General features: G+C 67.9%; 22 protein-coding genes, 1 tRNA gene, 1 pseudogene and 1 riboswitch. Of the genes and pseudogenes, 12 read left to right on the top strand and 12 right to left on the bottom strand.

The genetic code is table 11. The features are described from left to right. Positions 1 to 113 precede the first annotated feature (113 nt). Positions 114 to 497, top strand: coding sequence for a hypothetical protein (locus tag MKL11_RS15460; RefSeq protein ID WP_243944896.1), 384 nt, complete (start codon positions 114 to 116; stop codon positions 495 to 497). 6 nt (positions 498 to 503) lie between these two features. Then, positions 504 to 767, top strand: coding sequence for a BrnA antitoxin family protein (locus tag MKL11_RS15455; protein ID WP_243944894.1), 264 nt, complete (start codon positions 504 to 506; stop codon positions 765 to 767). A gap of 111 nt (positions 768 to 878) precedes the next feature. Here MKL11_RS15455 and MKL11_RS15450 read toward each other — a convergent pair. Next, a pseudogene (locus tag MKL11_RS15450) lies at positions 879 to 2,570 on the bottom strand (methyl-accepting chemotaxis protein). Between MKL11_RS15450 and MKL11_RS15445 the strand changes: the two are divergent. Continuing rightward, positions 2,569 to 2,787, top strand: a complete 219-nt coding sequence (locus MKL11_RS15445; RefSeq protein ID WP_243944892.1) for a hypothetical protein — start codon at positions 2,569 to 2,571, stop codon at positions 2,785 to 2,787. The pseudogene MKL11_RS15450 and the gene MKL11_RS15445 overlap by 2 nt on opposite strands. A gap of 109 nt (positions 2,788 to 2,896) precedes the next feature. On the opposite strand, the gene MKL11_RS15440 is transcribed toward MKL11_RS15445, so the two are convergent. Continuing rightward, on the bottom strand, positions 2,897 to 3,643 hold the full coding sequence (locus tag MKL11_RS15440; protein ID WP_243944890.1) for a glucose 1-dehydrogenase: 747 nt from the start codon (positions 3,641 to 3,643) through the stop codon (positions 2,897 to 2,899). Between the two features lie 107 nt (positions 3,644 to 3,750). Here MKL11_RS15440 and MKL11_RS15435 point away from each other — a divergent pair, with 107 nt between their 5' ends. Continuing rightward, on the top strand, positions 3,751 to 4,104 hold the full coding sequence (locus MKL11_RS15435) for an ArsR/SmtB family transcription factor (RefSeq protein WP_243944888.1): 354 nt from the start codon (positions 3,751 to 3,753) through the stop codon (positions 4,102 to 4,104). A 175-nt stretch (positions 4,105 to 4,279) separates the two neighbouring features. On the opposite strand, the gene MKL11_RS15430 is transcribed toward MKL11_RS15435, so the two are convergent. Genes MKL11_RS15430 through MKL11_RS15420 form a run of 3 tightly spaced genes read right to left on the bottom strand, consistent with a single transcriptional unit; the run spans position 4,280 to position 6,023 of the window. Beyond that, complete coding sequence (locus MKL11_RS15430; protein ID WP_243944886.1) at positions 4,280 to 4,753, bottom strand: YaiI/YqxD family protein; 474 nt, start codon at positions 4,751 to 4,753, stop codon at positions 4,280 to 4,282. Further along, complete coding sequence (locus MKL11_RS15425) at positions 4,750 to 4,920, bottom strand: hypothetical protein (RefSeq protein WP_243944884.1); 171 nt, start codon at positions 4,918 to 4,920, stop codon at positions 4,750 to 4,752. Before MKL11_RS15425 ends, MKL11_RS15430 begins: the two co-directional genes overlap by 4 nt. A 32-nt stretch (positions 4,921 to 4,952) precedes the next feature. Continuing rightward, positions 4,953 to 6,023, bottom strand: coding sequence for an adenylate/guanylate cyclase domain-containing protein (locus tag MKL11_RS15420; RefSeq protein ID WP_243944882.1), 1,071 nt, complete (start codon positions 6,021 to 6,023; stop codon positions 4,953 to 4,955). 246 nt (positions 6,024 to 6,269) lie between these two features. Here MKL11_RS15420 and MKL11_RS15415 point away from each other — a divergent pair, with 246 nt between their 5' ends. Beyond that, positions 6,270 to 7,109: an aldo/keto reductase gene (locus tag MKL11_RS15415; RefSeq protein ID WP_243944880.1), complete on the top strand. Its 840-nt coding sequence runs from the start codon at positions 6,270 to 6,272 to the stop codon at positions 7,107 to 7,109. Between the two features lie 38 nt (positions 7,110 to 7,147). Here the strand turns inward: MKL11_RS15415 and MKL11_RS15410 are convergent, their stop codons facing one another. After that, entirely contained in the window at positions 7,148 to 8,059 is a 912-nt protein-coding gene (locus MKL11_RS15410; protein WP_243944878.1) for a LysR family transcriptional regulator, read from the bottom strand. Positions 8,060 to 8,173: 114 nt separating this feature from the next. Here MKL11_RS15410 and MKL11_RS15405 point away from each other — a divergent pair, with 114 nt between their 5' ends. Continuing rightward, positions 8,174 to 8,620 (top strand): DMT family transporter, encoded by a 447-nt coding sequence (locus MKL11_RS15405; RefSeq protein ID WP_243944875.1) that lies wholly within the window; start codon positions 8,174 to 8,176, stop codon positions 8,618 to 8,620. Between the two features lie 11 nt (positions 8,621 to 8,631). Here the strand turns inward: MKL11_RS15405 and MKL11_RS15400 are convergent, their stop codons facing one another. Together MKL11_RS15400 and MKL11_RS15395 are read right to left on the bottom strand one after the other, a co-directional pair. Continuing rightward, entirely contained in the window at positions 8,632 to 10,812 is a 2,181-nt protein-coding gene (locus tag MKL11_RS15400) for a transglycosylase domain-containing protein (RefSeq protein WP_243944873.1), read from the bottom strand. Between the two features lie 141 nt (positions 10,813 to 10,953). Beyond that, positions 10,954 to 11,328, bottom strand: a complete 375-nt coding sequence (locus MKL11_RS15395) for an ATP-dependent helicase (protein WP_243944871.1) — start codon at positions 11,326 to 11,328, stop codon at positions 10,954 to 10,956. Positions 11,329 to 11,518: 190 nt separating this feature from the next. Here MKL11_RS15395 and MKL11_RS15390 point away from each other — a divergent pair, with 190 nt between their 5' ends. Both MKL11_RS15390 and MKL11_RS15385 read left to right on the top strand, forming a co-directional pair. Then, a complete protein-coding gene (locus MKL11_RS15390) occupies positions 11,519 to 12,001 on the top strand; it encodes a hypothetical protein (protein ID WP_243944869.1) in 483 nt (160 codons plus the stop codon). Positions 12,002 to 12,107: 106 nt separating this feature from the next. Beyond that, entirely contained in the window at positions 12,108 to 12,353 is a 246-nt protein-coding gene (locus tag MKL11_RS15385; protein ID WP_243944867.1) for a pilus assembly protein PilZ, read from the top strand. An 11-nt stretch (positions 12,354 to 12,364) separates the two neighbouring features. Here MKL11_RS15385 and MKL11_RS15380 read toward each other — a convergent pair whose 3' ends face one another. The 3 genes from MKL11_RS15380 to MKL11_RS15370 form a co-directional block, all read right to left on the bottom strand. Beyond that, a complete protein-coding gene (locus MKL11_RS15380; RefSeq protein WP_243944865.1) occupies positions 12,365 to 13,420 on the bottom strand; it encodes an acyltransferase family protein in 1,056 nt (351 codons plus the stop codon). A 105-nt stretch (positions 13,421 to 13,525) separates the two neighbouring features. Then, positions 13,526 to 13,900 carry an HNH endonuclease gene (locus MKL11_RS15375; protein ID WP_243944862.1) on the bottom strand — a complete coding sequence of 125 codons (375 nt, stop codon included), beginning with the start codon at positions 13,898 to 13,900 and terminating at the stop codon, positions 13,526 to 13,528. Between the two features lie 19 nt (positions 13,901 to 13,919). Beyond that, positions 13,920 to 14,759, bottom strand: coding sequence for an alpha/beta hydrolase (locus tag MKL11_RS15370; protein ID WP_243944860.1), 840 nt, complete (start codon positions 14,757 to 14,759; stop codon positions 13,920 to 13,922). 138 nt (positions 14,760 to 14,897) lie between these two features. After that, positions 14,898 to 15,004: riboswitch (TPP riboswitch) on the top strand. Positions 15,005 to 15,073: 69 nt separating this feature from the next. Here MKL11_RS15370 and thiC point away from each other — a divergent pair. Beyond that, entirely contained in the window at positions 15,074 to 16,960 is a 1,887-nt protein-coding gene (gene thiC, locus MKL11_RS15365; protein WP_243944858.1) for a phosphomethylpyrimidine synthase ThiC, read from the top strand. A gap of 22 nt (positions 16,961 to 16,982) precedes the next feature. On the opposite strand, the gene MKL11_RS15360 is transcribed toward thiC, so the two are convergent. Next, positions 16,983 to 17,531 (bottom strand): hypothetical protein, encoded by a 549-nt coding sequence (locus MKL11_RS15360; RefSeq protein WP_243944856.1) that lies wholly within the window; start codon positions 17,529 to 17,531, stop codon positions 16,983 to 16,985. 234 nt (positions 17,532 to 17,765) lie between these two features. Between MKL11_RS15360 and MKL11_RS15355 the strand changes: the two genes are divergently transcribed. The 3 genes from MKL11_RS15355 (at position 17,766) to MKL11_RS15345 (ending at position 21,470) form a co-directional block, all read left to right on the top strand. Continuing rightward, complete coding sequence (locus MKL11_RS15355) at positions 17,766 to 18,104, top strand: flagellar protein FlaG (RefSeq protein WP_243944853.1); 339 nt, start codon at positions 17,766 to 17,768, stop codon at positions 18,102 to 18,104. A 192-nt stretch (positions 18,105 to 18,296) separates the two neighbouring features. After that, a tRNA-Gly gene (locus MKL11_RS15350) sits at positions 18,297 to 18,371 on the top strand. Between the two features lie 1,155 nt (positions 18,372 to 19,526). Beyond that, positions 19,527 to 21,470, top strand: coding sequence for an ATP-binding protein (locus MKL11_RS15345; RefSeq protein WP_243944851.1), 1,944 nt, complete (start codon positions 19,527 to 19,529; stop codon positions 21,468 to 21,470). Positions 21,471 to 21,651: the final 181 nt, after the last annotated feature.

The following is a 21,651-nucleotide window of genomic DNA, read 5'->3' as shown; positions in this document are numbered from 1 at the left end:
GATCATCCGGCCTTGCCCCTCCACCCTTCGAACAGGCCGGACCCGCTCCAGACGCCGATCCCGCGCGCGACACGCTGGATCCGGTACCGCTGGGCCGGGGTGAAAGGCACAGGATGAGCGACGAGACTGAGACCGACCTCGACGAGGCCGAGGATATCCGCGACGCGGAAGCGGAAGCCAAGACCCGGGCCGACAACCGCGCCGAGCGGGCCGAACGCGCCGAGCGCATGGCCCGCGAGGGCGCGCAGGCGATGGCCGAGCATCACGCGTCGATCAAGGCGATCGACGAGCGGACGCTGAAGCTGCGCTCCCTGCGCCTGGCCAAGGAAGCCGCCGAGGCCGAGGTCAAAGCCGCGGAGGCCCAGACCAAGGCCGCCGACGCGCAGGCCAAGGCGGACGAGAAGGCAGCCAAGGCGGCGGCCAAGATCGCCGCCAAGAGTGCCGGCAAGGGGACCGCCAAGAAGGCGGCACCCAAGAAAGCTGCCGCGAAGGACTGAGGGCCGATGGCCGACGATCGCAACCGCCGCCGATTTACCGATCCGCGCACGGCAGCCGAGGCGGCCTTCAAGGCCGCCACGACCGCCAAGCCTGCCGCCGCCCCAGCCCCGCCCTCGGCGCCGCGACCCGCGGCGGTTCCAGGCGCGCGGGAGATGGTCACCCTGCGCCTCGACAGCGCCGTTCTGGCTCACTTCCAGAAGGACGGCCCCGGCTGGCAGGACCGCGTCAACGAGGCGCTGAAGGCGCTCGTGCCCGCCGCGCACGATTGAGGCGGTCTCGCTCCCCTGGACGAACCTGTCCCGCGGTCATGGACCCTACGGTCGCCCCTCGAACAGGCCTCGGCCTTGTCGAAAGGCAATGTCGTTGTCCGGGACGAGGCTTCAGGCCGCGCGCACCGTCGCGAGGAAGCGCCCGACCTCGGCGTTGAGGTGCTCGGACTGGCACGATAGGTCTGACGCCGCACCGAGAACTTGACTTGCCGCCGCACCCGTCTCCTCGGCCGCACCGGCGACGCCGGAAATGTTGCTGGTCACCTCACCCGTGCCGATCGCCGCTTGACTGACGTTCCTCACGATCTCCTGCGTGGCAGCGCCCTGCTCCTCGACGGCGGCTGCGATGGAGGTCGCCACGGCGCTGATCTCGCGGATCCGACCGGTGATGCCCGTGATCGACGCGACCGCTTGGCCCGTGGACGCCTGGATCCGCGTGATCTGGCCTGAGATCTCGCTCGTGGCCTGGGCGGTCTGCTCGGCGAGCGCTTTCACCTCGACGGCCACCACGGCAAAACCCTTGCCGGCCGCACCGGCGCGCGCCGCTTCAATCGTGGCGTTGAGCGCGAGCAGGTTGGTCTGTCCGGCGATGTTCGAGATCAGCCCGACGACGTCACCGATGCGCGACACGGCCGCGCTCAACTCCTGCACGAGGATGCCGGTTTGATCCGCTTCGCCGACGGCCAGGCGTGCCAGCTCCGCGGAACCGCTGACCTGCCGACCGATTTCCTGGACGGATGAACCGAGTTCTTCCGCCGCGGCCGCAACGGTGTTGACGTTCGAGGCCGCCTCCTCGGCGGCGACCGCCACCGTCGTCGACTGGCTGGCCGTCTCCGTCGCGGTTGCGGTCATGGTCTGGGCGGCGGTCCGAAGTTGCGTGGCCGAGGTCGACACCAGTCCGATGATGCCGCCGACGGCCTGCTCGAAGCCCTCGGCCATCTGACGCATCCCGGCCTTGCGCTGCTCCTCCGCAGCCAGGCGGGCTTGGGCGCTCTCGACCTACAGCGCACGCGTATGGATCAGGTTGTCCTTGAACACCTGCACCGCGTTTGCCATTGCGCCGATCTCGTCTCGGCGCTGCCGGAACGGGACCGCGATACCGGCATCGCCACCGGCCAGACCGACCATCGCACCGGTCATCGCCTGGATGGGCCGTGACACACGCAGGAAGCTGAACGTGGCGGCACCGGCGGCGGCGGCCAGAGCGAGAACGATCGCGACGTAGACGGCATTCGTCGCTTCGTTGGCGGCAATCATGGCCGCGTCCGCGTCCGTATGGGCGCCACGCTCGTTCAGTGCGACATCGCTGGTCAGCGCCTGACGCACGTCGTTGTACAATCGGATATTGTCCGGCCGAGCGATCAGCGCCAATCCCTCGCCGGCGTGGCCGTTCTCGGCCAAGCGCATCGCATCGCGTCCCATAACCTCGTAGCGCCCCCAAAGGGCGGTAAACGCGTCGTAGAGCTTCTGCTCCTCATCCGACGAGATCAGCGCCTCGTAGGTCTTGCGCGCGCCCGCCAATTCGGCGAGGGCGGCGGTCACCTCCCGTTCGTTGTTTGCAAATTGCTCCGGGCTCTCCGCCAGGGCCAGCGAACGCAGCTGCTTAATGCGGACCTCCGATGCGAGACCTCGAAGATTTGTGACGGCCACGACCGAGGGCACCCAGTTGGTCGCCACCTCCGTGACGGAACGGCGGATACCGGAGAGCTTCGCGACGGAGAGCAGACCCTGGCACGCGCAGATGAGTGCGAGGAAGCCAAAACAACCAGCGAGCGAAGCTTTGAGGGAGAGATGGAGGCGCATGGTCCGGATCCGCGCGGGAGTAACCGAGCGGCGCGCCGAGCGCACGACCACCGGTTTGTTACATTCATCCACCGTCGCAGAAAATATTTACGTATCTTTTTCCAATCCAAAGCGCGTGTTTCAAATTTTCGTGTGCATCGTTCGCCTCCGAAACCTTACGCACCTGACCACCGGGCATCCGATAACCGCCATTCGGGACGATCGTCTCGATGCTTGAGCTTTCAGCGGCCGGCCTCCAGCGCCTGGAGAGGCCGTCCGCCCGCATCCGTGCCCGCCGTCCCGCGCGGTCACCGTTGCGGGAGCCCGCAAGGGCACGCCGGCGCGCGTCAGCGAATACCGCCGCTGGCCGTGATCACCTCCCCGGTCAGCCAGCGCGCGTCGTCGGATGCCAGGAACGCCACCACCCCAGCGATATCGTCCGGTCGTCCGGCGCGGCCGAGCGGCGTCTGGGCAACGAGGCTGGCCTCCATGTCGGAGCCGACGACGCCGGCCGTATGCGTGCCATCCGTGACCACGAAGCCCGGGCTGACCACGTTCACGCGTATTCTGCGGGTCGCCAGTTCGTTGGCCAAGACGCCCGAGATCGCGTTCAGAGCCCCCTTGGTCCCGGCATAAACGGCGGCGGCCGGCGTATGCACGTGCGTGATGGCCGACGAAATGTTGATGATGCTCGCGCCATCCCCGAGATGCGGCGTGGCCGCTTGGGTCGTCAGCAGGACGCCCAGCACGTTGACGTCGAACAGACGGCGATAATGCGCCTCCGTGATCTCTTCGATCGTCGCGAATTCGTAGACGCCGGAATTATTGACGAGCACGTCGAGCCGGCCGAACTGCTCCACCGCCGCCGCGATCAAGCCCTGCGCCTGCGCGGCTTTGGAGACGTCGCCCTGGACCGCGACGGCCCTGCCACCGCCCACGGTGATGGCCTCGACGACCGCATCCGCATCCGCCTTGCTGGTCGCATAATTGACCACGACTGCGGCGCCGGCCTGCGCCAACGCTTTGGCGATCGCGGCCCCGATGCCCTTCGACCCGCCGGTCACCACGGCGATCTTGCCCTCAAGCTTCGACATCTGTGCTAACCTCCGAGGGGGACCGGCTCCGGAAGGAGTCCAAAAATCCCATAGTTCGGAACTTCGGAACTAAGGAAGCACGGTTCAAGCCCCTACATGCGAAAATCATGAGGCCCTTGTTTCACCCCGCAATCGAGGACGTCCAACCGGAGGCGATCCTTCACGCTCTGGCCGATCCGAACCGTGCGGCGATCTTCGCCAGGATTATGCGCGCAGGCTGCGTCGAGGCCTGCTCGGCCGTCTCGGCCCTTGGCGATCGCGTCATCCCGAAATCGTCGCTGTCCACGCACTTCAAGGTGCTGCGCGAGGCCGGACTGATCCGGAGTGAACGGCACGGCGTGGAGATGCGCAACCGCTCGCGGTGGGACGAGGTAGAGGCTCGGTTTCCCGGCCTGCTGGCGGCCATCATCAACGCCTACGCGTCGGAATCTGGCAAGGGCGCGTGCAGGTCCGGCGGGTGACCGCCGGAGCAACGGTGCAGCAAGCTCTGCGCCCCCGGAAGAAACCGATCACGCGTCGCGGCGCATGCGACGCGTCGGGGTGTCGTCCCGGCAGATGGCCACCCGTCTTCGGAAAAAATGATGCAACGCTAGAATCTTAGCGCATCATATCGGTTCTGATGCCCAGGATGACGCGCTAGGCGCGCTCCCGCAGGATCCGGTTCACCGCCCGGTCGAGGGCCGACAGGAACGCCGACCGGTCGGCGCGGGAGAAGGGCGGCGGGCCGCCCGTGATCGTGCCGGCCTCCCGCAGGGACTGCATCAGGTCCCGGGTTGCCAGCGCCATGCCGATTGAGGCCTCGCTGAACGGCTTGCCGGTGAAGGCCAGCACTGTGGCGCCGGCCTTCACGCAGCGGGCGGCGAGCGGCACGTCGGCGGTAAGCACGATGCTGCCGCGCCCCGCACGCTCGGCGATCCAGTCGTCGGCGGCGTCCAGCGCCGAGCCGACGACGACGCGCACGATCCAGGGCTCGCGCGGCAAGTTGAGCACGCTGTTGGCGACGACGTGGACGATGAGGCCGTAGCGCGCCGCGACCCGATAGGTCTCGTCCTTCACCGGGCAGGCATCGGCGTCGAGGTAGATCGGCGGACGGCTCTCTTCCGCGCTCATCGCCGGGGCACCAGCTTCGAGACGAAGCCCGCCAGGATCAAGAGCGCCCCGAGGGCAAACTGCCAGCGCTCGATATCGCCGCCGATCGAGTGGACGACCGCCCGGCCGATAACGACCAGCCCGATCAAGGGCAGCCCGAAACGCAGCACCAGCTTGACGACGAGCAAGGCTGTCCAGGCTCCGGTTTCAGTGGAGGCCATCAGCGCGCCGCAACCCGACGCGGCACCGGCTCCTCGGCGAGCGCCGTATCGGCGCCGCCGTGCTCCAGCGTCGCCACCGCGAGCGGCGCGCCGCGGCCGCGCAGGGCATGCGCCCCCAGCGAGCGCGCCCGCACGCCCGGGGGCAGGCGCGGCAGCCGGCCCAGGAGATCTTGTGAGATCAGGATGCCGACCCCGAGCGGCCGGCACAGGGCCTCGATCCGCGAGGTGACGTTCACGGCATCGCCGAAATACGCGATCTTGTGACGGTCGACGCCCACTTCGGCGGTGACCACCGAGCCGCCATGCAGCGCGGCGCGCAGCTTCGGCACCGTGCCGAACCGGGCGGTCCAGGCGGCCTCATCGGCCTCGATCCGGTCGATCACGTCGAACACGCAGGTGACGCAGCGGGCATCCTTCAGCCCGCGGCCCATCGGCCAAGTCACCATCGCGAGGTCGCCGATATAGTCGTCGACGGAGCCGCCGTTGCGGCGCACCGGCTCGGCCAGGGTGGCGAAGACCGCGCTGAGATATTCCTGCGCGCGCAGATCGCCATGCGTCTCGGCGAAGGCGGTCGACCCGACCACGTCGAGGAACAGGAAGATCCGCTCCTCGGCGACCGGCTTGTGGTAGCGGCCGATCATGAAATTCACGAAGATCTCGCCGCCGACGAGATCCCGCATCCGGATCACGAAGACCAGGAGGCCGGCCACCGCCAGCGCGTAGGCGAGGACGCGGGCGGTCATTCGGGTCGCCACCGCGAGCTCGTCGCCGGTCAGGCCGAGGCTCCAGACGATCAGGCCGCCCAGCGCGTTGCCGGCGACAATCATTAGCACGTAGGCGAGTTCGGCCGCCACCACGTAGAGCCAGGCCGGCAGGCGCCGGATCCGCGCCTGCAGCCCGGCCAGGATCAGGCCGCGGTCGAAGGCCAGCACCGTGGCGCCCATGCACAGGCCGTAGGTGAAGCCGGCGAGCGGGGCGGCGGCATCCGCGAAGATGATGTTGTAGAGCAGCCCCGCGCCGGCGGCGGCGAGCAGGATCAGGCCCCAGAACATCCGGTGGGCCGGCAACATCAGCGCGTCTCCCACAGGGCCAGCGCGGTCCACCGCGGTCCGGGCTTGGCAGGCCCCCGGGCGGCCTCGTTGAGCGCGGCGTGAGACACTGGCCTAAAGTTCAACACCGGAGCGGCGACGGCCCATTGCTCATCCCCCCAAGATGGCGCGAGTAAGGCGCGGCGGGGTCCGGACGCCGGCTCGGCCCGAGCGGGCGGGCCGACGATCAAAAACGAGAACCCATCCGGCCGGGAAGGGAGCGCTGCCATGCACGCCAGGAGCTTCGGGGCGACGCGCATCTCGGTGCCGGTCATCGGCCAGGGCACGTGGCACATCGATGGCTCGGACCGGGCCGACGCCGTGCGCGCCCTGCGGGCCGGCATCGATGCCGGCATGACGCATATCGATACGGCCGAGATGTATGGCGACGCCGAAGCCATCGTGGCCGAGGCCATCGCGGATTGCCGCGAGGAGGTGTTCCTCGTCTCGAAGGCGGTCCCGGGCAACGCCACGCGCCGGGGCGTCGTGCGATCCTGCGAGGCCTCCCTGCGGCGGCTCAAGACAGACCGGCTCGACAGCTACCTGCTGCACTGGCCCGGCCAGCATCCCCTGGCGGAGACGATCGCGGGGTTCGAGGATCTGCGCCGGGTCGGCAAGATCCTGTCCTGGGGGCTGAGCAACTTCGACGTCGACGACCTCGACCGGGTGCTGGCGATCGCCGGGCCTGACCGGATCGCCTGCAACCAGGTGCTGTACCACCTCAACGAGCGGGCGATCGAGCACGCGGTGCTGCCCTGGTGCGAGACGCACGGGGTGGCGATGGTCGGCTATTCCCCGTTCGGCAGCGGCGAGTTCCCCGACCCGGCCAGCGCCGGCGGTCGCGTCCTCGACGGCATCGCCAACGCCCACGGCACGACGCCCTATGCGGTGGCCCTCGCCTTCCTAACTCGGCTGCCCGGCACCTTCACGATCCCCAAGACCGGTCGCCCGGCCCGGGCGATCGAGAATGCCGGCGCGGCCGACCTGCATCTCGGCCCGGCCGAGATCGCCATGATCGATGCGTATTTCCCCCGGGGGAAGCGGCCGCGGATGCTGCCGATGCTGTGACGGGCTGTGGACGATCGTCGCGATCGACCCGTGCGGCTTCAGCGCCGTTTGGGCGCCAGGTCGACGATCAGGGCGTCGCGCTCCTCGGCCAGGAACGCGATCAGGCGAGCGGCCATCTGGTCCGGGGGCCGTCCAGCCGGCCGGATCAGCGCCGTCTCGATGGTCAGGGACGGCTGGAACGGCCGCAGCACGATCGGCAGATCCGTGAGCGCGCGCGCCGGCACCGGATCGACGATGGCAAGGCCCAGACCTTCCGCCACGAGACCGCAACGGGCCGCCGTGTACTGGGCCATGAACGGAAAGCGCGGCGGGATCCCGGCCTGTGCCAGGAGGCGCTCGATCCCGTCCTGAAAGGTGCCCGGCGCACCCGCGACCAGAGCCTCGCCGGCGAGATCCTGAACCGTCACCACCGCCTTGCGGGCCAACGCATGATGCTGCGGCAAGGCGCAGACAGCATCGACCGCGAGGAAAGGTTCGCCGGTCACGCCGGTATGGCCGGAGCGCGGCCGGACGAGCCCGATCTCGCACTGGCCCGACGCAACCCAGGACCAGATCGTGTCGGGGCTCGGCACATGGACCGCCACGCGCAAAGCGGGATGTTCGACGCTCAGGCGCCGGATGGCGCGGGGCAGCACTTGCCTCGCCAACGACGGCTGGCACGCGATGCGGAGCTGGCCGGCCCCGACCTCCCGGATCTCGCGCGCCGCATGACGGAGCTGTTCGAGCCCCGCATAAGTCCGCTCCACCTCGCGGGCGAAGGCCTCACCCTCCCGGGTCGGCGACGCGCTGCCGTGGCCGCGAACGAAGAGGTCGAATCCGAGATCCGCTTCCAGCTGCGCGATGGCCCGGCTGATATGCGGCTGCCCGATACCGAGCGCCGCCGCGGCCTTGGTCATCCCGCCGTGACGCCGGACCGCGCGGAAAAGGTCTAGATGGGCTGGGTTCATCATGCCTTATATGCATGGATATGGCCAAAGCAGGCATTTGACGGCATGGACGCGGGATGATTGTCAAGACGGGACAGCCCCCTCGGTCACGCCGTCATCCGAAAGCATCCGCCCAACATGCTGAAGCTGCTCTTCCCCTCGGTTCTCGCCCTCGCGGCGGGCGTCAGCATCGTCATCCAGCAAGCGCTGAACGCGAATCTGCGCACGGCCCTCAACTCCGCCGCGTTGTCGGGTGTCGTGAGCTTCACGGTCGGGGTGGCGTGCATGACTGCGTTCGCCCTCGCGGCCCGCGACCCGATCCCGTCCGCCGGCGTGCTGGCTCGGATCCCGTGGTGGGCGTGGAGCGGCGGGCTGTTCGGGGCGACCTTCATCGGCCTCGGGATCATCCTCGTCCCGCAGCTCGGGGCCGGAACTTTTTTGGCTCTCCTGGTCACCGGCCAGATGCTGGCCTCGGTGATCTTCGATCACTACGGCTGGATCGGCCTCGCCCAAAGGCCGATCGACCTGCCGCGCGCGCTCGGCGTCGCGCTCCTGATCGGCGGCGTCGTCCTGATCCGGCGATGAGCCGGGACCGGCTATTCGCCGATCCCGAACAGCTTCTCGACGAAGTTGCGGTCGTCCTTTTGTGGCGTCCGGCGCGCCGGGGCCTGCTGGCGGGGCGCCGGGGCGGCCGGATCGCCGAAGATCTGGCCCAGGAGGTCGGCAGGGGAACTCGGCGCCGCGCTCGCCACCGAGGCGGTGGTCTCGGGCGGCGGCTTGCGCCAGCGGTTGAGGCCCGGCAGCGGCACCGGGGTCTGGCCCTTCAGAGCCTGGGTCATGTAGGTCTTCCAGATCTCCGCCGGCAGGTTGCCACCGGTGACCTTCTTGGTCAGTTCGCCATCGTCGTTGCCGAGCCAGATCCCGGTGACGAGGCTGCCGGAATAGCCGATGAACCAGGCATCGCGGAAATCCTGGGTGGTGCCGGTCTTGCCCGCGAGATCCCAGCCCGGGATGTCCGCCTTCTTGGCGGTGCCGGACACGAAGGTCTCGTGCATCATGGCATTCATCATGCCGTCGGCATTGGCGTCGATGACCCGGCCGAGCCCGTTGTCGGAGCGCTTGTACAGCATCGCGCCGGCGGCGCTCTTCACCGAGGTGACCACGTAGGGGATCACCCCGGTGCCGCCATTGGCGAAGGCCCCGTAGGCGCCGACCATCTCCAGCAGGGTCACCTCGGAGGTGCCGAGCGCGATCGAGCCGTTGGCCTGGAGCGGCGAGGTGATGCCCAGCCGCTGGGCCGTCTGCACCACCGTCTTCGGGCCGACTTCCTGGCCGAGCCGCACCGCCACCGTGTTGAGCGAATGCGCCAGCGCCGTGCGCAGGGTGACGGGGCCTTCGTAGCGGTGGGAGTAGTTCTCCGGCGCCCAGTTGCCGATCCGGATCGGCGCGTCGTCCTTCACCGTTTCCGGGGTGGCCCCGTGCTCCACGGCGGCGAGGTAAACGAACGGCTTGAAAGACGAGCCGGGCTGGCGCTTTGCCGTGGTCGCGCGGTTGAACTGGCTCTGCGCGTAGTCGCGCCCACCGATCAGCGCGCGGATTGCCCCGTCGGGCCGCATCGAGACCAGAGCGCCCTGGCCGACGTTGAACCGCACGCCCCTGGCGTTCAACTCGTCGGTGAGCGATTTTTCGGCCAGCGCCTGGAGGCTCGTATCCACGGTGGTCTGGACCGTGATGTCGGTGTCGAACTTGCCGACGTAATCGTCGAGCACGTCCATCACGAGGTCGGCGACGTAATTGGCCGAGCCGCCGCCGCGGGCATTGGCCGGCCGGGCCGGCTGGGCCAGCGCCACCTTGACGTCCTGCGCCGGCACGAAGCCGAGCTCCTGCATGGCGGCGAGCACCTGCGCGGCCCGCGCCTGGGCGGCGGGCAGGTTGCGGTTCGGAGCGAGCCGCGAGGGCGCTTGCACGAGGCCGCCGAGCATCGCGGCCTGGGCCAGCGACACTTCCTTGGCGGGCTTGCCGAAATAGCGCTGCGCCGCCGCCTCGACGCCGTAGGCGCCGGCGCCGAAATAGACCCGGTTCAGGTACAGTTCGAGGATCTCGTCCTTGCTGTACTTATGCTCCAGCCACAGGGCGAGGATCGCCTCCTGGATCTTTCGCGAGGCCGAACGTTCAGGAGTCAAAAAGAGATTCTTGGCGAGCTGCTGGGTCAGTGTGGAGCCACCCTGCGCGACGCCGCGCCTGGTCAGGTTCTGGCCGATCGCCCGCAGGATGCCCACCGGGTCGACGCCGAAATGCTGGTAGAAGCGCCGATCCTCGATCGCCACGAAGGCCCGGGGCAGGTAGGGCGGCAGCTCCTTGATCGAGACCACCCGGCCGCCGGTCTCACCGCGGTTGGCGAGCAGCGAGCCGTCGCTCGCCAGGATGGCGATGTTGGGCGGCCGCTTGGGCACTGCCAGCTGGTCGATCGGCGGGAGCTGCGACGCGTGGTAGGCGATCAGCCCGGCGATTCCGATCACCGCCCACAGGCCGAGCACCACGGTGCCGTAGACGATTCGTCCGAGCCACGAGCGACGGCGCCGGCCGGACTTCTTTTGGGTCCGGCGCGCCGTGGTCTTGGTCGGGGCCCGCGCCGTCTCGTCCGCTCGCTTGCCCACGCGTTCTCCTGTCCCGGCCCGATCGTCCCGGGACAAGCGCAGGTCGAGTTCGCCGCGATCCCGGACGCGCCCTTCCGGCACGTCGAAATTCGGCTCCATCCTGCCTCGACCCTTGGCCATGCATCCCGTCTTCAACGATTCCGGACCGCCGCACGCGTGCCTTGCAGCGCAACCCGGTTTCCGCACGCTAAATGCGGCGGTTTAAGGGGCCGTTAGCGATCCGTTCAGCACCCGCCCCGGGTGAGCAAGTGCCCCCTCTGCTTAACCGGCCGCCGCCGGATCCTGACCCAGCACCCGCCGCGCCTCGGCGAGCAGCACCGGATGCCGGACCGATTGCGGGCCGGAATCCGGAGTCTCGCGGCCGAGCCGGGCGATGCGCGCTGTGAACAGCTTCCGGCGCAGGCCGAACCGGCCGATGCTGGCATTGAGCGCCAGCAGGACGACGCGCACCGCCTCGGTGCGCTCGCGCTCCTCAGCGATCTCGGCCTTCAGCACGGCCTCGCGACGCAGGGCCGCGTCGAGTTCGAGGCGTACGGCGGCGCGGGTCGACTCGTTCTGTTGCGCCGCGGCCAGTTGGAGCCTGCATTCCTGCAGCGCGCTGAGGATCATGAGCTCCTGCGCCGACGCATCCCGCATGGTTTCCTCCCGGCGCGCCTCCCGGTGGACAACCCGGTGCGCGCCCGATCCCTGTCACAAAAGCTTCGGCCCCGGCCTGCAACCGCATGCGGACCGTCATGGGTTCGCCATACCGGTGCCGGGCTCTAGCCGGAAGCCACCGGGCCGCGATATCGAGGCCGCGATCATCGGCGAAAAGGGGATCGACGACGTGCGTTGCAGGATTGCCGTGGCCCTGGGGGGCCTTTTGCTCGGTTCGGTTGTGGTGGGGCCCGCTTCGGCGCGGGTCGAGCAACTCGACACGGTGAACTTGGTCGCCTGCGCCCAGGATGGCGGGGTCTGCCGGATGCCCTACCCCACCAACGTCTATTACGGCGTGCCCGGCAAGACCAACGGCCGCCCCTTCCCGCAGGGCGGCATGGTCCCGTGCAACAGCCAGACCTTCGGCGATCCCGCCCCGGGTCAGCCGAAGAGCTGTTGGTACGCGCCGCGCCTGAGCGAGACCCGCGGCGGCGGTGTCGCCCCCCGGGATCGCGACGACGGTTACGACGACCGCCGACGCGACGATTACCGGCGGCGTGACGACGACCGCTACGGCCGCGATTACGACCGCCCGCGGCCGCGCCGGTCCTACGACGACGATGACGACGCCCCGCGGCGGCGCATCTACCGGGAGGACCGGGACGAGTATTGATCGTTCGTCGCCTGAAACAGTCGCGCAGCCATATCCGGGCTGTTAACCGCCCTCCGGCATCGTCCGGTCTGCGAGCCATGGCTTCGCGGGCCGGGTGGAGAATGCGATGACGGAGGATCGCCGCGGGGCATTCCGCAAGAACGCCTTCACGTTCGGCACGCTGCTGCTCGCCTGCGGCGAGGTCGGCTGTCTGGTCTGGGACGCGACCGAGACGGGCGCCCAGATCGAGGTTGAGGATGATCAGGCCGTGCCGGACCGCTTCCCCATCCGCCTCACGGACGGTGCCGATCCGCGCCTAGCCGCGGTGGCTTGGCGGCGCAGCCGCCGGATCGGCGTAGCCTTCGAGGGCTGAGACCGCCGACCTTACGTGGCCGCCAGGGATCGGCGCGGCCCGGCAGCCAGCCGGAACCAGACTGGGCGCACGAACAGCAGGTCGAGCGGCGTGCCACGCACCAGCCGCTCCCAAGCCAGCGGCACCAGCAGGGCCGACGCCATCACGATCAGGCCGGCGAGGCCGATATCCGTGATAAAGCCGGTGCGGACCAGGATCTCGCGGGTCGCGGCCATCGGCAGCGAGAAGGCGAGGTAGATCACAATCGAGCGCTGGCCGCAGGTACGCAGGGCCTCGGCCAGCATGCCGCCCGCCCGTTCGATCAGCGCCGCCACGACCACGATCGCCAGGGCGCCCGCTGCGCCGAGGGCGAGGCTGACCAGCGGCAGGCTGGCGAGGGTCGGGTAGACCGGGCTGCCGGTCGGCGTCAGGGCGAGCCACCCTTCCAAGATAGCCCAGGTAGCGAGGCCGCCGAGCGCGAGGCCGATATGCCGGCGTGTCGCATCGGCCAGGGCGAAGATCCGGCCCGCGAACAGGTAACCCGCCACGAAGTAGACGTAGCGGCCGCAGAATTCCTCGATCAGGGTCGCGTCGCTGCGGATATCGGCAATCTGCAGCAGGGTGGCGCCGGTGAGCAGCATTCCGGCCGGGCATCGGCGCAAGGCCTTGGTCACCACGGAAAACACCGCCAGCAGGTAGACGAACCACAGGCTGGAATACGGCTCGACCAGCGCATGCGTGAGATGGGCGGCGAACGCCGCGGGTCCGGCCTCGCCGACGATGCTGCCGTAGCGGGCGGCCGACTGGATCACGAGCCAAAGCAAATAAAAGTACGCGAAATGCACCACCCGGCGGTCGGCAAACATGCGCCAGTCCCGGTCGATCACCCGGCCGAGGAACAGGCCGGACAGGAGGAAGAAATCCGGGATCCGGAACGGCTTGGCGAAGGCCACCACCGGGTGGAGGAACCCCTCCCCGCCCAGCGCTGCGCCGGTGCCGATGACGGAATGCATCATCACCACCAGGAGGATGCAGATCCCCTTGGCGGTATCGACCCAGGCCAGCCGGCCGTCCCTTGCCCCGCCCATCGTCCAACTCCGCGACCGAGGCGAGTGTGAAGCGCTAAAGTTGACGGGGATGCGTTCTTGGCAGCGGAACCTGCTTTCGTGCTGAGCGCCGGGTAAACGGCTTGCTCAATCCCGGCGCTTGCCCGCGCGCCGATCGCGGGTCATGCGCGTGGCGGCATGGAAATCGTCGGGTTTTCCGCGGATCCAGACCAGGAAGCGGGCGATCTCCGGATCGGCCCGCAACGCCTCGACATCGGCCAGGCGCTTGGCGATCTCGGCCTCGCTGTAGCGGGCGTGGATCGCCGAATGGCAGATCTGGTGCAGGCGGACTGTGCCCTGGTGTGTCCCGCCCTTCAGCTTCGGGGTGAGGTGGTGGAGGCTGGAGCGGGCACGGGGCGGGATCGGCCGGCCGCAGAGCGGGCAGACCGGATCTGCCCGGGGGACGGCGCCAGGCCTATCCGGGTCGTCGGCGTTCCAGCGCCGGGAGCGGCGTCCGACCAAGCGCTTCCCCCAACCCCGATCACGGTACGGCGCCGTCCGCAGCGCGACAGGCCGGCCCCACGCGCCCGCGAAACGCCGCCTCGGCTTCCCGGTCCCGAACGCCGAGGATCGAGACGTGGTCGCCCGGGACCAGCGCGAATCGCGCCCGGGGACCCGCCGCCGCGGCCAGCGCCCGCGCGAGCTTTTCCGGCACCACCGGGTCGTCGGCGCCTTGAACGATCAGGACCGGCTCGGTTCCGCCGCGGATGCGCAGATCCGAGCGGTAGGTGTCGCGCAGGAGCCAGGACGGGGCCAGCGGGACATGCAGCCGCACGGCATGGGTGAGCGAATCGAACGGTGCCTCGAGATAGAGCCCGATCGCCGCGACGCGCCCCGCCATCGCGACCGCCACCGCCGCGCCGAGGGAATGGCCGTGCAGCAGGATCGGCGCCCCCGGGGCGCGCGCCATCGCGGCCGCCACCGCCGCCATCCCGTCGCGGATCAGCCCGTCCTCGCTCGGCGATCCGGTCGAGCCGGGATAGCCGCGATAGGCCGGCGCCAGCACGCCCCACCCGGCCGCGCCCCACGGATCCGCAGCGAAGCGGGCGGCATGCGGCTCGGGGCGGGAGCCGTTGCCGTGGAAGCTGACGACCACACCGCAGCCCGGACGCGGCGGCCGCCACAGGGCGAAGAGCCGCTCCCCATCCTCGGCGGTCAGGATGATCGCCTCGGTCCCGGCAGGCGCCAACCGGTCGAGAGCCGGCTCGCCCGCCCAGGCCGCGCCGGGATAGATCAACCGCCGCTGGAACACGGCCACGGCCACGAGCGCGGCCAGATAGACCAGAACCACGGCGGCAAGCAGCAGGAACAGGATGCGCATTTGCTTCGGAGTTGGCCAGGGAAGTGTCTGTGGCTGCGTTTGATCCATCTTAATCGAAGCCGCCGCCGAACCGCTCGATCCTGTTAGCCCCCTCGCCTGCCATAGCATTGACAAATCCTTTGCTGGGGCCGAGTCTTGAACCGTTCCGAGGGGGGCCCCGCGAGGGGGCTGAGATTGGGCACGCTGCCCTGACCCTTGAACCTGATCCGGCTCATACCGGCGGAGGGACGGGAACCTGCGGCTGCATTCGTGCGGCCGGATCTCTTCTCAGCCATCGCGTGGTCCGGAGCGCTCCAACGCGAGGAGAGGCCCCCATGAACGCACCCGTTCTTCCCAAGGACGTGAAAGGCAGCCCCGAGACCGTGACCACGGGTCCGGTCACCGGATCGCGAAAGGTCTATGCGAGCCCGGCCGGCCGGCCGGACATCCGCGTGCCCTATCGCGAGATCGTCCTGTCCGATCCGAAAGAGGAGCCGGTGCGGGTCTACGATCCGTCGGGCCCCTACACCGAGACCGACGCGCGCATCGACCTCACCGCCGGCCTGCCGGGCGTGCGCGAGCCCTGGATCGCGGCGCGCGGCTACGCCGCCGTCGAGCCCCGGGCGGTCAAGCCCGAGGATAACGGCTTCGCCGGCGACAAGCTCGTGGACCCGTGCCCGGCCGCCCGCACGATCCGCAAGGCCGGCCCCGGCCAGATGGTGACGCAGTACGAGTTCGCCCGGGCCGGGATCATCACCGAGGAGATGATCTACGTCGCGCACCGCGAGAACGCGTGTCGCGAGGCGATGCTGGCCGGCGCCGAGGCCACCCTCGCCGACGGCCAGAGCTTCGGCGCCTCCGTGCCGCCGTTCATCACCCCGGAATTCGTGCGCGACGAGATCGCCCGCGGCCGGGCGATCATCCCGGCCAACATCAACCACACCGAACTCGAGCCGATGGCGATCGGCCGGAATTTTGTGGTCAAGATCAACGCCAATATCGGCAACTCGGCGGTCACGTCGTCGGCCGCGTTGGAGGTGGAAAAGCTGGTCTGGTCGATCCGCTGGGGCGCCGATACGGTCATGGACTTGTCCACCGGCCGCAACATCCACAACATCCGCTCGTGGATCATCCGCAACTCACCGGTGCCGATCGGGACCGTGCCGATCTACCAGGCGCTCGAGAAGGTCGGCGGCGACCCGCTCAAGCTCGACTGGGAGGTCTTCAAGGACACGCTGATCGAGCAGGCCGAGCAGGGCATCGACTACTTCACCATCCATGCCGGCGTGCGGCTGGCCTACGTGCCGCTGACCGCGCGGCGCGTCACCGGCATCGTCTCGCGCGGCGGCTCGATCATGGCGCGCTGGTGCCTAGCCGGGCACCGGGAATCGTTCCTGTACGAGCATTTCGACGAGATCTGCGACATCATGCGGGCCTACGACGTGTCGTTCTCGCTCGGCGACGGTCTGCGCCCGGGCTCGATCGCCGACGCCAACGACGCCGCCCAGTTCGGCGAGTTGGAGACGCTCGGCGAGCTCACCAAGATCGCTTGGGACAAGGGCTGCCAAGTAATGATCGAGGGCCCCGGCCACGTGCCGATGCACAAGATCAAGGTCAACATGGAGAAGCAGCTGCGGGAGTGCGGCGAGGCGCCGTTCTACACGCTGGGCCCGCTGACCACCGACATCGCACCCGGCTACGACCACATCACCTCGGGCATCGGCGCCGCCATGATCGGCTGGTTCGGCACCGCGATGCTCTGTTACGTCACCCCGAAGGAGCATCTCGGCCTTCCGGACCGGGACGACGTGAAGACCGGCGTGATCACCTACAAGATCGCCGCCCACGCCGCCGACCTCGCCAAGGGCCACCCGGCCGCGCAGCTGCGCGACGATGCGCTCAGCCGCGCCCGGTTCGATTTCCGCTGGGAAGACCAGTTCAACCTGGGGCTCGATCCGGACACCGCCCGCCGCTACCACGACGAGACCCTGCCCAAGGATGCCCACAAGGTCGCGCATTTCTGTTCGATGTGCGGCCCGAAATTCTGCTCGATGAAGATCACGCAGGATCTGCGCGCCGAAGTTCTGGCGATGGAAGAGGCCGGCGAAGTGATCGGCGCGGCACCCGCCATGTCCCAGGCGGAGGCCGAGGCCGGCATGCGGGCAAAGTCGCAGGAGTTTTTGGCCGAGGGCGGCAAGCTCTACGTCGACGCCGCTGAGTGAGTGCACAGCACGCCCCGTCCGGTCAGGACGTGGGCGTGCCGCATCCGGCGCCGCCCCCGCGCGGCGCTGTGATCGAGATCGCCGAGTCTGGGCCGGCTCCGTAGGCATCGTAGAGCGTCGCCAGCATCAAATCCGCGGCGAGGCCGACATCCGCAGGATTTCCGAGGATGACGGTGCGAGCAAAATTCTCCCGGGCGTCGGTTTGGACATAGTGGAGGGCGTGGAGCTCCGCCTGGGATTGCGGGTGAAGCTGAAAGGCCGGTTTCCCGGGAGCGCCTGGGCCGTAGGCGCCGGATGAGGCTTCGCACAGCATCGCGGTATCGTAGGGCTGGAAAATGCACTGGACGTAGTGCATCGGCTCATCGCGCAGCGCGACGACGATGAAGCGGTCTCGCGACGTTTCGATCGGGCCGCGCCGATGGATCGCGTCGAGGCGCGCCACGATTTTACAGCGGTGCCGCCGAAAGAACGCCTCGCGGGGCGACAAGCCAGGCCGCGCCTGCGCGCCGGGCAGCGTTCCGGCGGCGAGGACCGAGGCCATCAGCACGACCGCCATTCGGACCCGGCGCATGGATACCTCCGAATGCACGCCTCGCCCAGCGGTGCGGTGGCAGGCTGCGGGACCCTCTCGACGCGCGGCATCCGCCACGCGGCGACTCGCAAATGCCAGCCTGTTTGGTAACAGGATCTTCACTGCGAGTCCGGCCGCGGCGCAACCATCCCCTATGCTGGGGGGCGCCGTTAACGAACGCTTAGGCGCCAGATCCGCTGAATCCCTCAATCACAGGATCGTAGGAGATCAGCGATGGATATCCGTCCACTGAATGCAACGCCGCCGGGGCCGCAGGGTCTCGACGCCCTCGCGGCGTCCGCCGCTTCGGCCGCCACGCAGGAGACCACGCCGGCCCAGGAAGCGGCTGCGCCGCTGGAGCCGGCGGTGAAGCTCGACATCGCCCCGACCGGCGACAAGGCGCGCTACGTGCAGGATCCGGATACCAGCTCGATCGTGTTCCAGGTGGTCGATCCACATTCCGGCGATGTAATCGAGCAGCTTCCGAGCGAGACGGCACTCCGCAACCGGGCCTACGACGTCGCCCGCGGTCCCCACGGCGCTTCGGCCGGCAACGTCTCCCGGATCGCTTGAAGCACACCCCTGCCTGCACGCGGCGCAGACGGGTGCCCTCGGCGCTGCGGTCCGCGCGAACCCGTCGAATCCGAAAAACCCCGTTTGACGCCGTCGCCACGGGACTGCTAGATCGCTTCCGTACACGGGCGCACGGAGCCCCGGCGAAGCCACGGCCTTGCCGGAGCCAACAAGACCGCACCAGCCGTGTCCGCGGGCGTAGTTCAGTGGTAGAACGTCAGCTTCCCAAGCTGAATGTCGTCGGTTCGATCCCGATCGCCCGCTCCAACTAACTCCTTGCACAGGTGGCGTTTTCGCACGTCCTGACCGGCCGAGGTGTTCCCCATGTTCCCCATGGTGTTCCCCGCCGTTCCCCATGCTGCCTAGAAGCAGCTTCGGCTCGGCCGTGGCCTGCTGGCGGGATCCAGCTTGGCGGTATGAGTGCCCTTTTTTTTGTCGGCTGACTGGTCAGGCGAGAAGCCAGACCGAATCAGAAGATTTGCCCGAACGAACAGGCCGGCGCGAGAAGGATTTTAAATGCTCCGCTTGAGTCGCTTGAAGCGTGCGTTCGGCTTTGCGCCATGAGCAGTGGTTAGCTGAACGCCCGGGAGCGGACATTCGATTTCAAGCGGCCGTCCGCCCGGTGTCGACCCTTCCGGGGCTAACGCGCCTGTTCCCGACGTACCTGTTTCGGAGTTATTGACCGGGCCTGCTGACATTCAAAGGCTCGGCGATCTGCTCGTGTCGATGCGATCGATGAACGGGGTTCGCCCTCGATAGGCTAGCGGCAGCCTGTCTGCCATTCCGGCTGCACTCTAGCTGTCACTAGTCTGCGGCACGGCCCCGAGTTCCATGCGCACCGCGGTTCCTGCCGGTGCGTGCGGGCCGATACCCGGCACTAAGTTGCGAACGCCCATCCCGGGAAAGCTTGTTTCGAGAACAAAAAAAGAACAATCTTAGCCGATTTCCCTCCTCTGCGCGATGTGATGGAGGCGGGTACAACGGACTGGTCACCCACATGCGCGACCATGCCCGGTTCCCACACGCGTTGCATTGCCGGCCAGGGCAGAAGCGAATGCTCGTACGTGCGCGTGAACACGCGGGGCGTCTGGTGCACCGGCCGGCGCGGGGACTATCTGCTCGCCGCCCTTGCGGCGGGCTTCGGCCAGGCTGCACGCTCACCGCCGCGCTGGAGCGGATCCCGCGTCGCTGCGGGAAGCCCAAGCCGTGGAAGCGCCCCCGACCCAATCAGTACGTCGTCCGGTGCCAGGCGCGCTCTGTGGACCTCGGCCACTTAAGGCTGCCTGACGAGCCACCTCTTGGCGCGAATATCACTTCCTAGCCCCATGGGACTCCGGCTAAGCAATGCGAGTGACCTCTCTTCGTCCAAACCTCGTGAAGCGCATCGCTAGGCTACCGAAGCCAGCGAACGTCGCAGACGCATTGCAGCCCCTTTTCGAGGCGATCAGCAACGCGATCCATTCCACCCAGGCCCGCTACAAGGACGCCGTCGCGGCCAATGGCCGGGTGACCGTTACGGTGCAGACCGACAGGAAGAAGGATGCCGTCACAGCCATCGTCGAGGACAATGGCCCCGGCTTGGACGAGCGCAACTGGGAAGCGTTCATCACGACGGACACGGACAACAAGATCGCGATTGGTGGCAAGGGCGTCGGCCGGCTTATGTGGCTGGACTGCTTCTCGAACATCCGCGTCGACACGGCATTTGTCGACGGCGCCGGCATGAAGCGGCGAACGTTCGACTTCGTCCTCGACGTCAACAACCAGATCCAGAACGAGGCGCTAGCCGACGCGGTGCTTCGGGAGCCCTACTTCCTCGTCGAGTTCAAGGGTCTGCGAGGGAACGGCTATCGGGACAAGTGGCCAGGGCGCGGCAACTACGTCTTTCAGCATCTCACGTCCCACTTCCTCCCGACTTTCATCGGCAAGCGGTGTCCCGAGATCACCGTCCATGTCAGCGAGGAGACCCGAACCTACCCACAGGCGATCAACGAGATTGTTCATCGCCGAGAGACTAAGGACGACCTGCCGCAGGAGGAGTTCGGCGAGCTCACGCTGACGATGATGGAGTGCGAGAAGGTCGCCAGCGCTGATCTCAAGGGATCGCACTTCATCCACTTCATCGCGCATGACCGGACCGTACATTCGCAAAGCATCGACGGCAAGCTTGGTCTCCGATACTTCGGTCCGAACGACAACTTGGTCTTTCATGCCCTTCTGACGGGTGATTTCCTCGACAAGCACGTCAACCAAGAGCGGACCAAGTTCACGTTCGAGGATGCCATCTTGGAACGGATGATCAACGACGTTTGCTGGCCCTACGTCGGGAAGTTCCTGGAGGGCCCTCTGTCACGACTGAAGGGGGAGCAGCGAGCCAAGATTGAGACGATCACAGCCACCTATCCATCGATAGCGTTCGGCGACGTTGAGGAGCTCCAGGACAAGGTGCCGTCAGGCGAGTTGAAGGAAGACGCGATCTACGGTCACCTGTCGCGCGAGCGCTTCCGTCGAGACGAGCGCCAGGCCGAGAAGATCCGGTCCGTGCTGACCCGCCTGAAGGACAACGACGTCACCGCCGAGTCGTTCGGGACAGCGATCCAAGAGGCCGGCAAGGCCATCGAGGAGGCGGAGCAACGCAGCCTCGCCGAGTACATCGTTCGGCGTAAGGTGGTCCTCGACTTCATTGCTATTCTGCTGGAGAAGGTCCGCGACGACGTGCGGGACTCAACGTACCAGCGCGAGGACGTCCTACACTCCTTCATCTGCCCGATGCGGGTGAGCACGATTACGGGCAAGGGCAAGAAAGTCGAACCCGCGGCGTCCCATGACCTTTGGATCGTCGACGAGCGGTTGGCGTTCGCCCAGTATTTCAGTTCGGACGTCGAGTTCTCCGCCCTCGCCGAGAAGGCAGAGAGCGACGAACGCCCGGACGTCCTGATCTTTGACCACGTGCACGGGCTTCGCCAGAAGGAGCACCCGTCCAAGGTCCTCCTCGTCGAGTTCAAGCGGCCCGGTCGCAAGCAGTACGCGGACGACGAGAACCCGCAGCTTCAGGTTGAGCGTTACGTACGCCAGTTGCAGTCGGGCACGCTAACGGATGTGCGCGGTCGCCCGATCCAACTGGGCCGCAACACGATCTTTTACTGCTTCATCGTCGCGGACATCGTCGGCAGGCTCGACGACTGGACGTACTCCTGGCAGCGGACGGCGGACGGACGAGGTCGGATCTACCGGCCCAACGACGGTTTCCGTGGCTCCATCGAACTGATCGGTTGGGACGACCTGCTGAAGGATGCACGCGACCGCAACCAAGCCTTTTTCGACAAAGCCGGAATCACCGGGAAGAGTCTCTTCAGCACCGAGTGAGGCCAGAATTTGCCATAACTTGCCGCACGACTGGAGTCGTTTGTGATTAGGCGTGGAATAAGGACCCCGTTCTCGGGGTGATCGGCGTCCAAACGGGACCCCCAGGACAAGTCATCCACAATGCCTTCCGGCTCGAACGGGAGGCTTGCGCGGGATGTTGGTCGTGGAGACGGTCGCAAAG

This window comes from Methylobacterium sp. J-077, assembly GCF_022829365.1.
Taxonomy (GTDB): domain Bacteria; phylum Pseudomonadota; class Alphaproteobacteria; order Rhizobiales; family Beijerinckiaceae; genus Methylobacterium.
The sequence above is the reverse complement of the archived record's forward strand: the minus strand, read 5'-3'. Positions and strand labels throughout refer to the sequence as shown.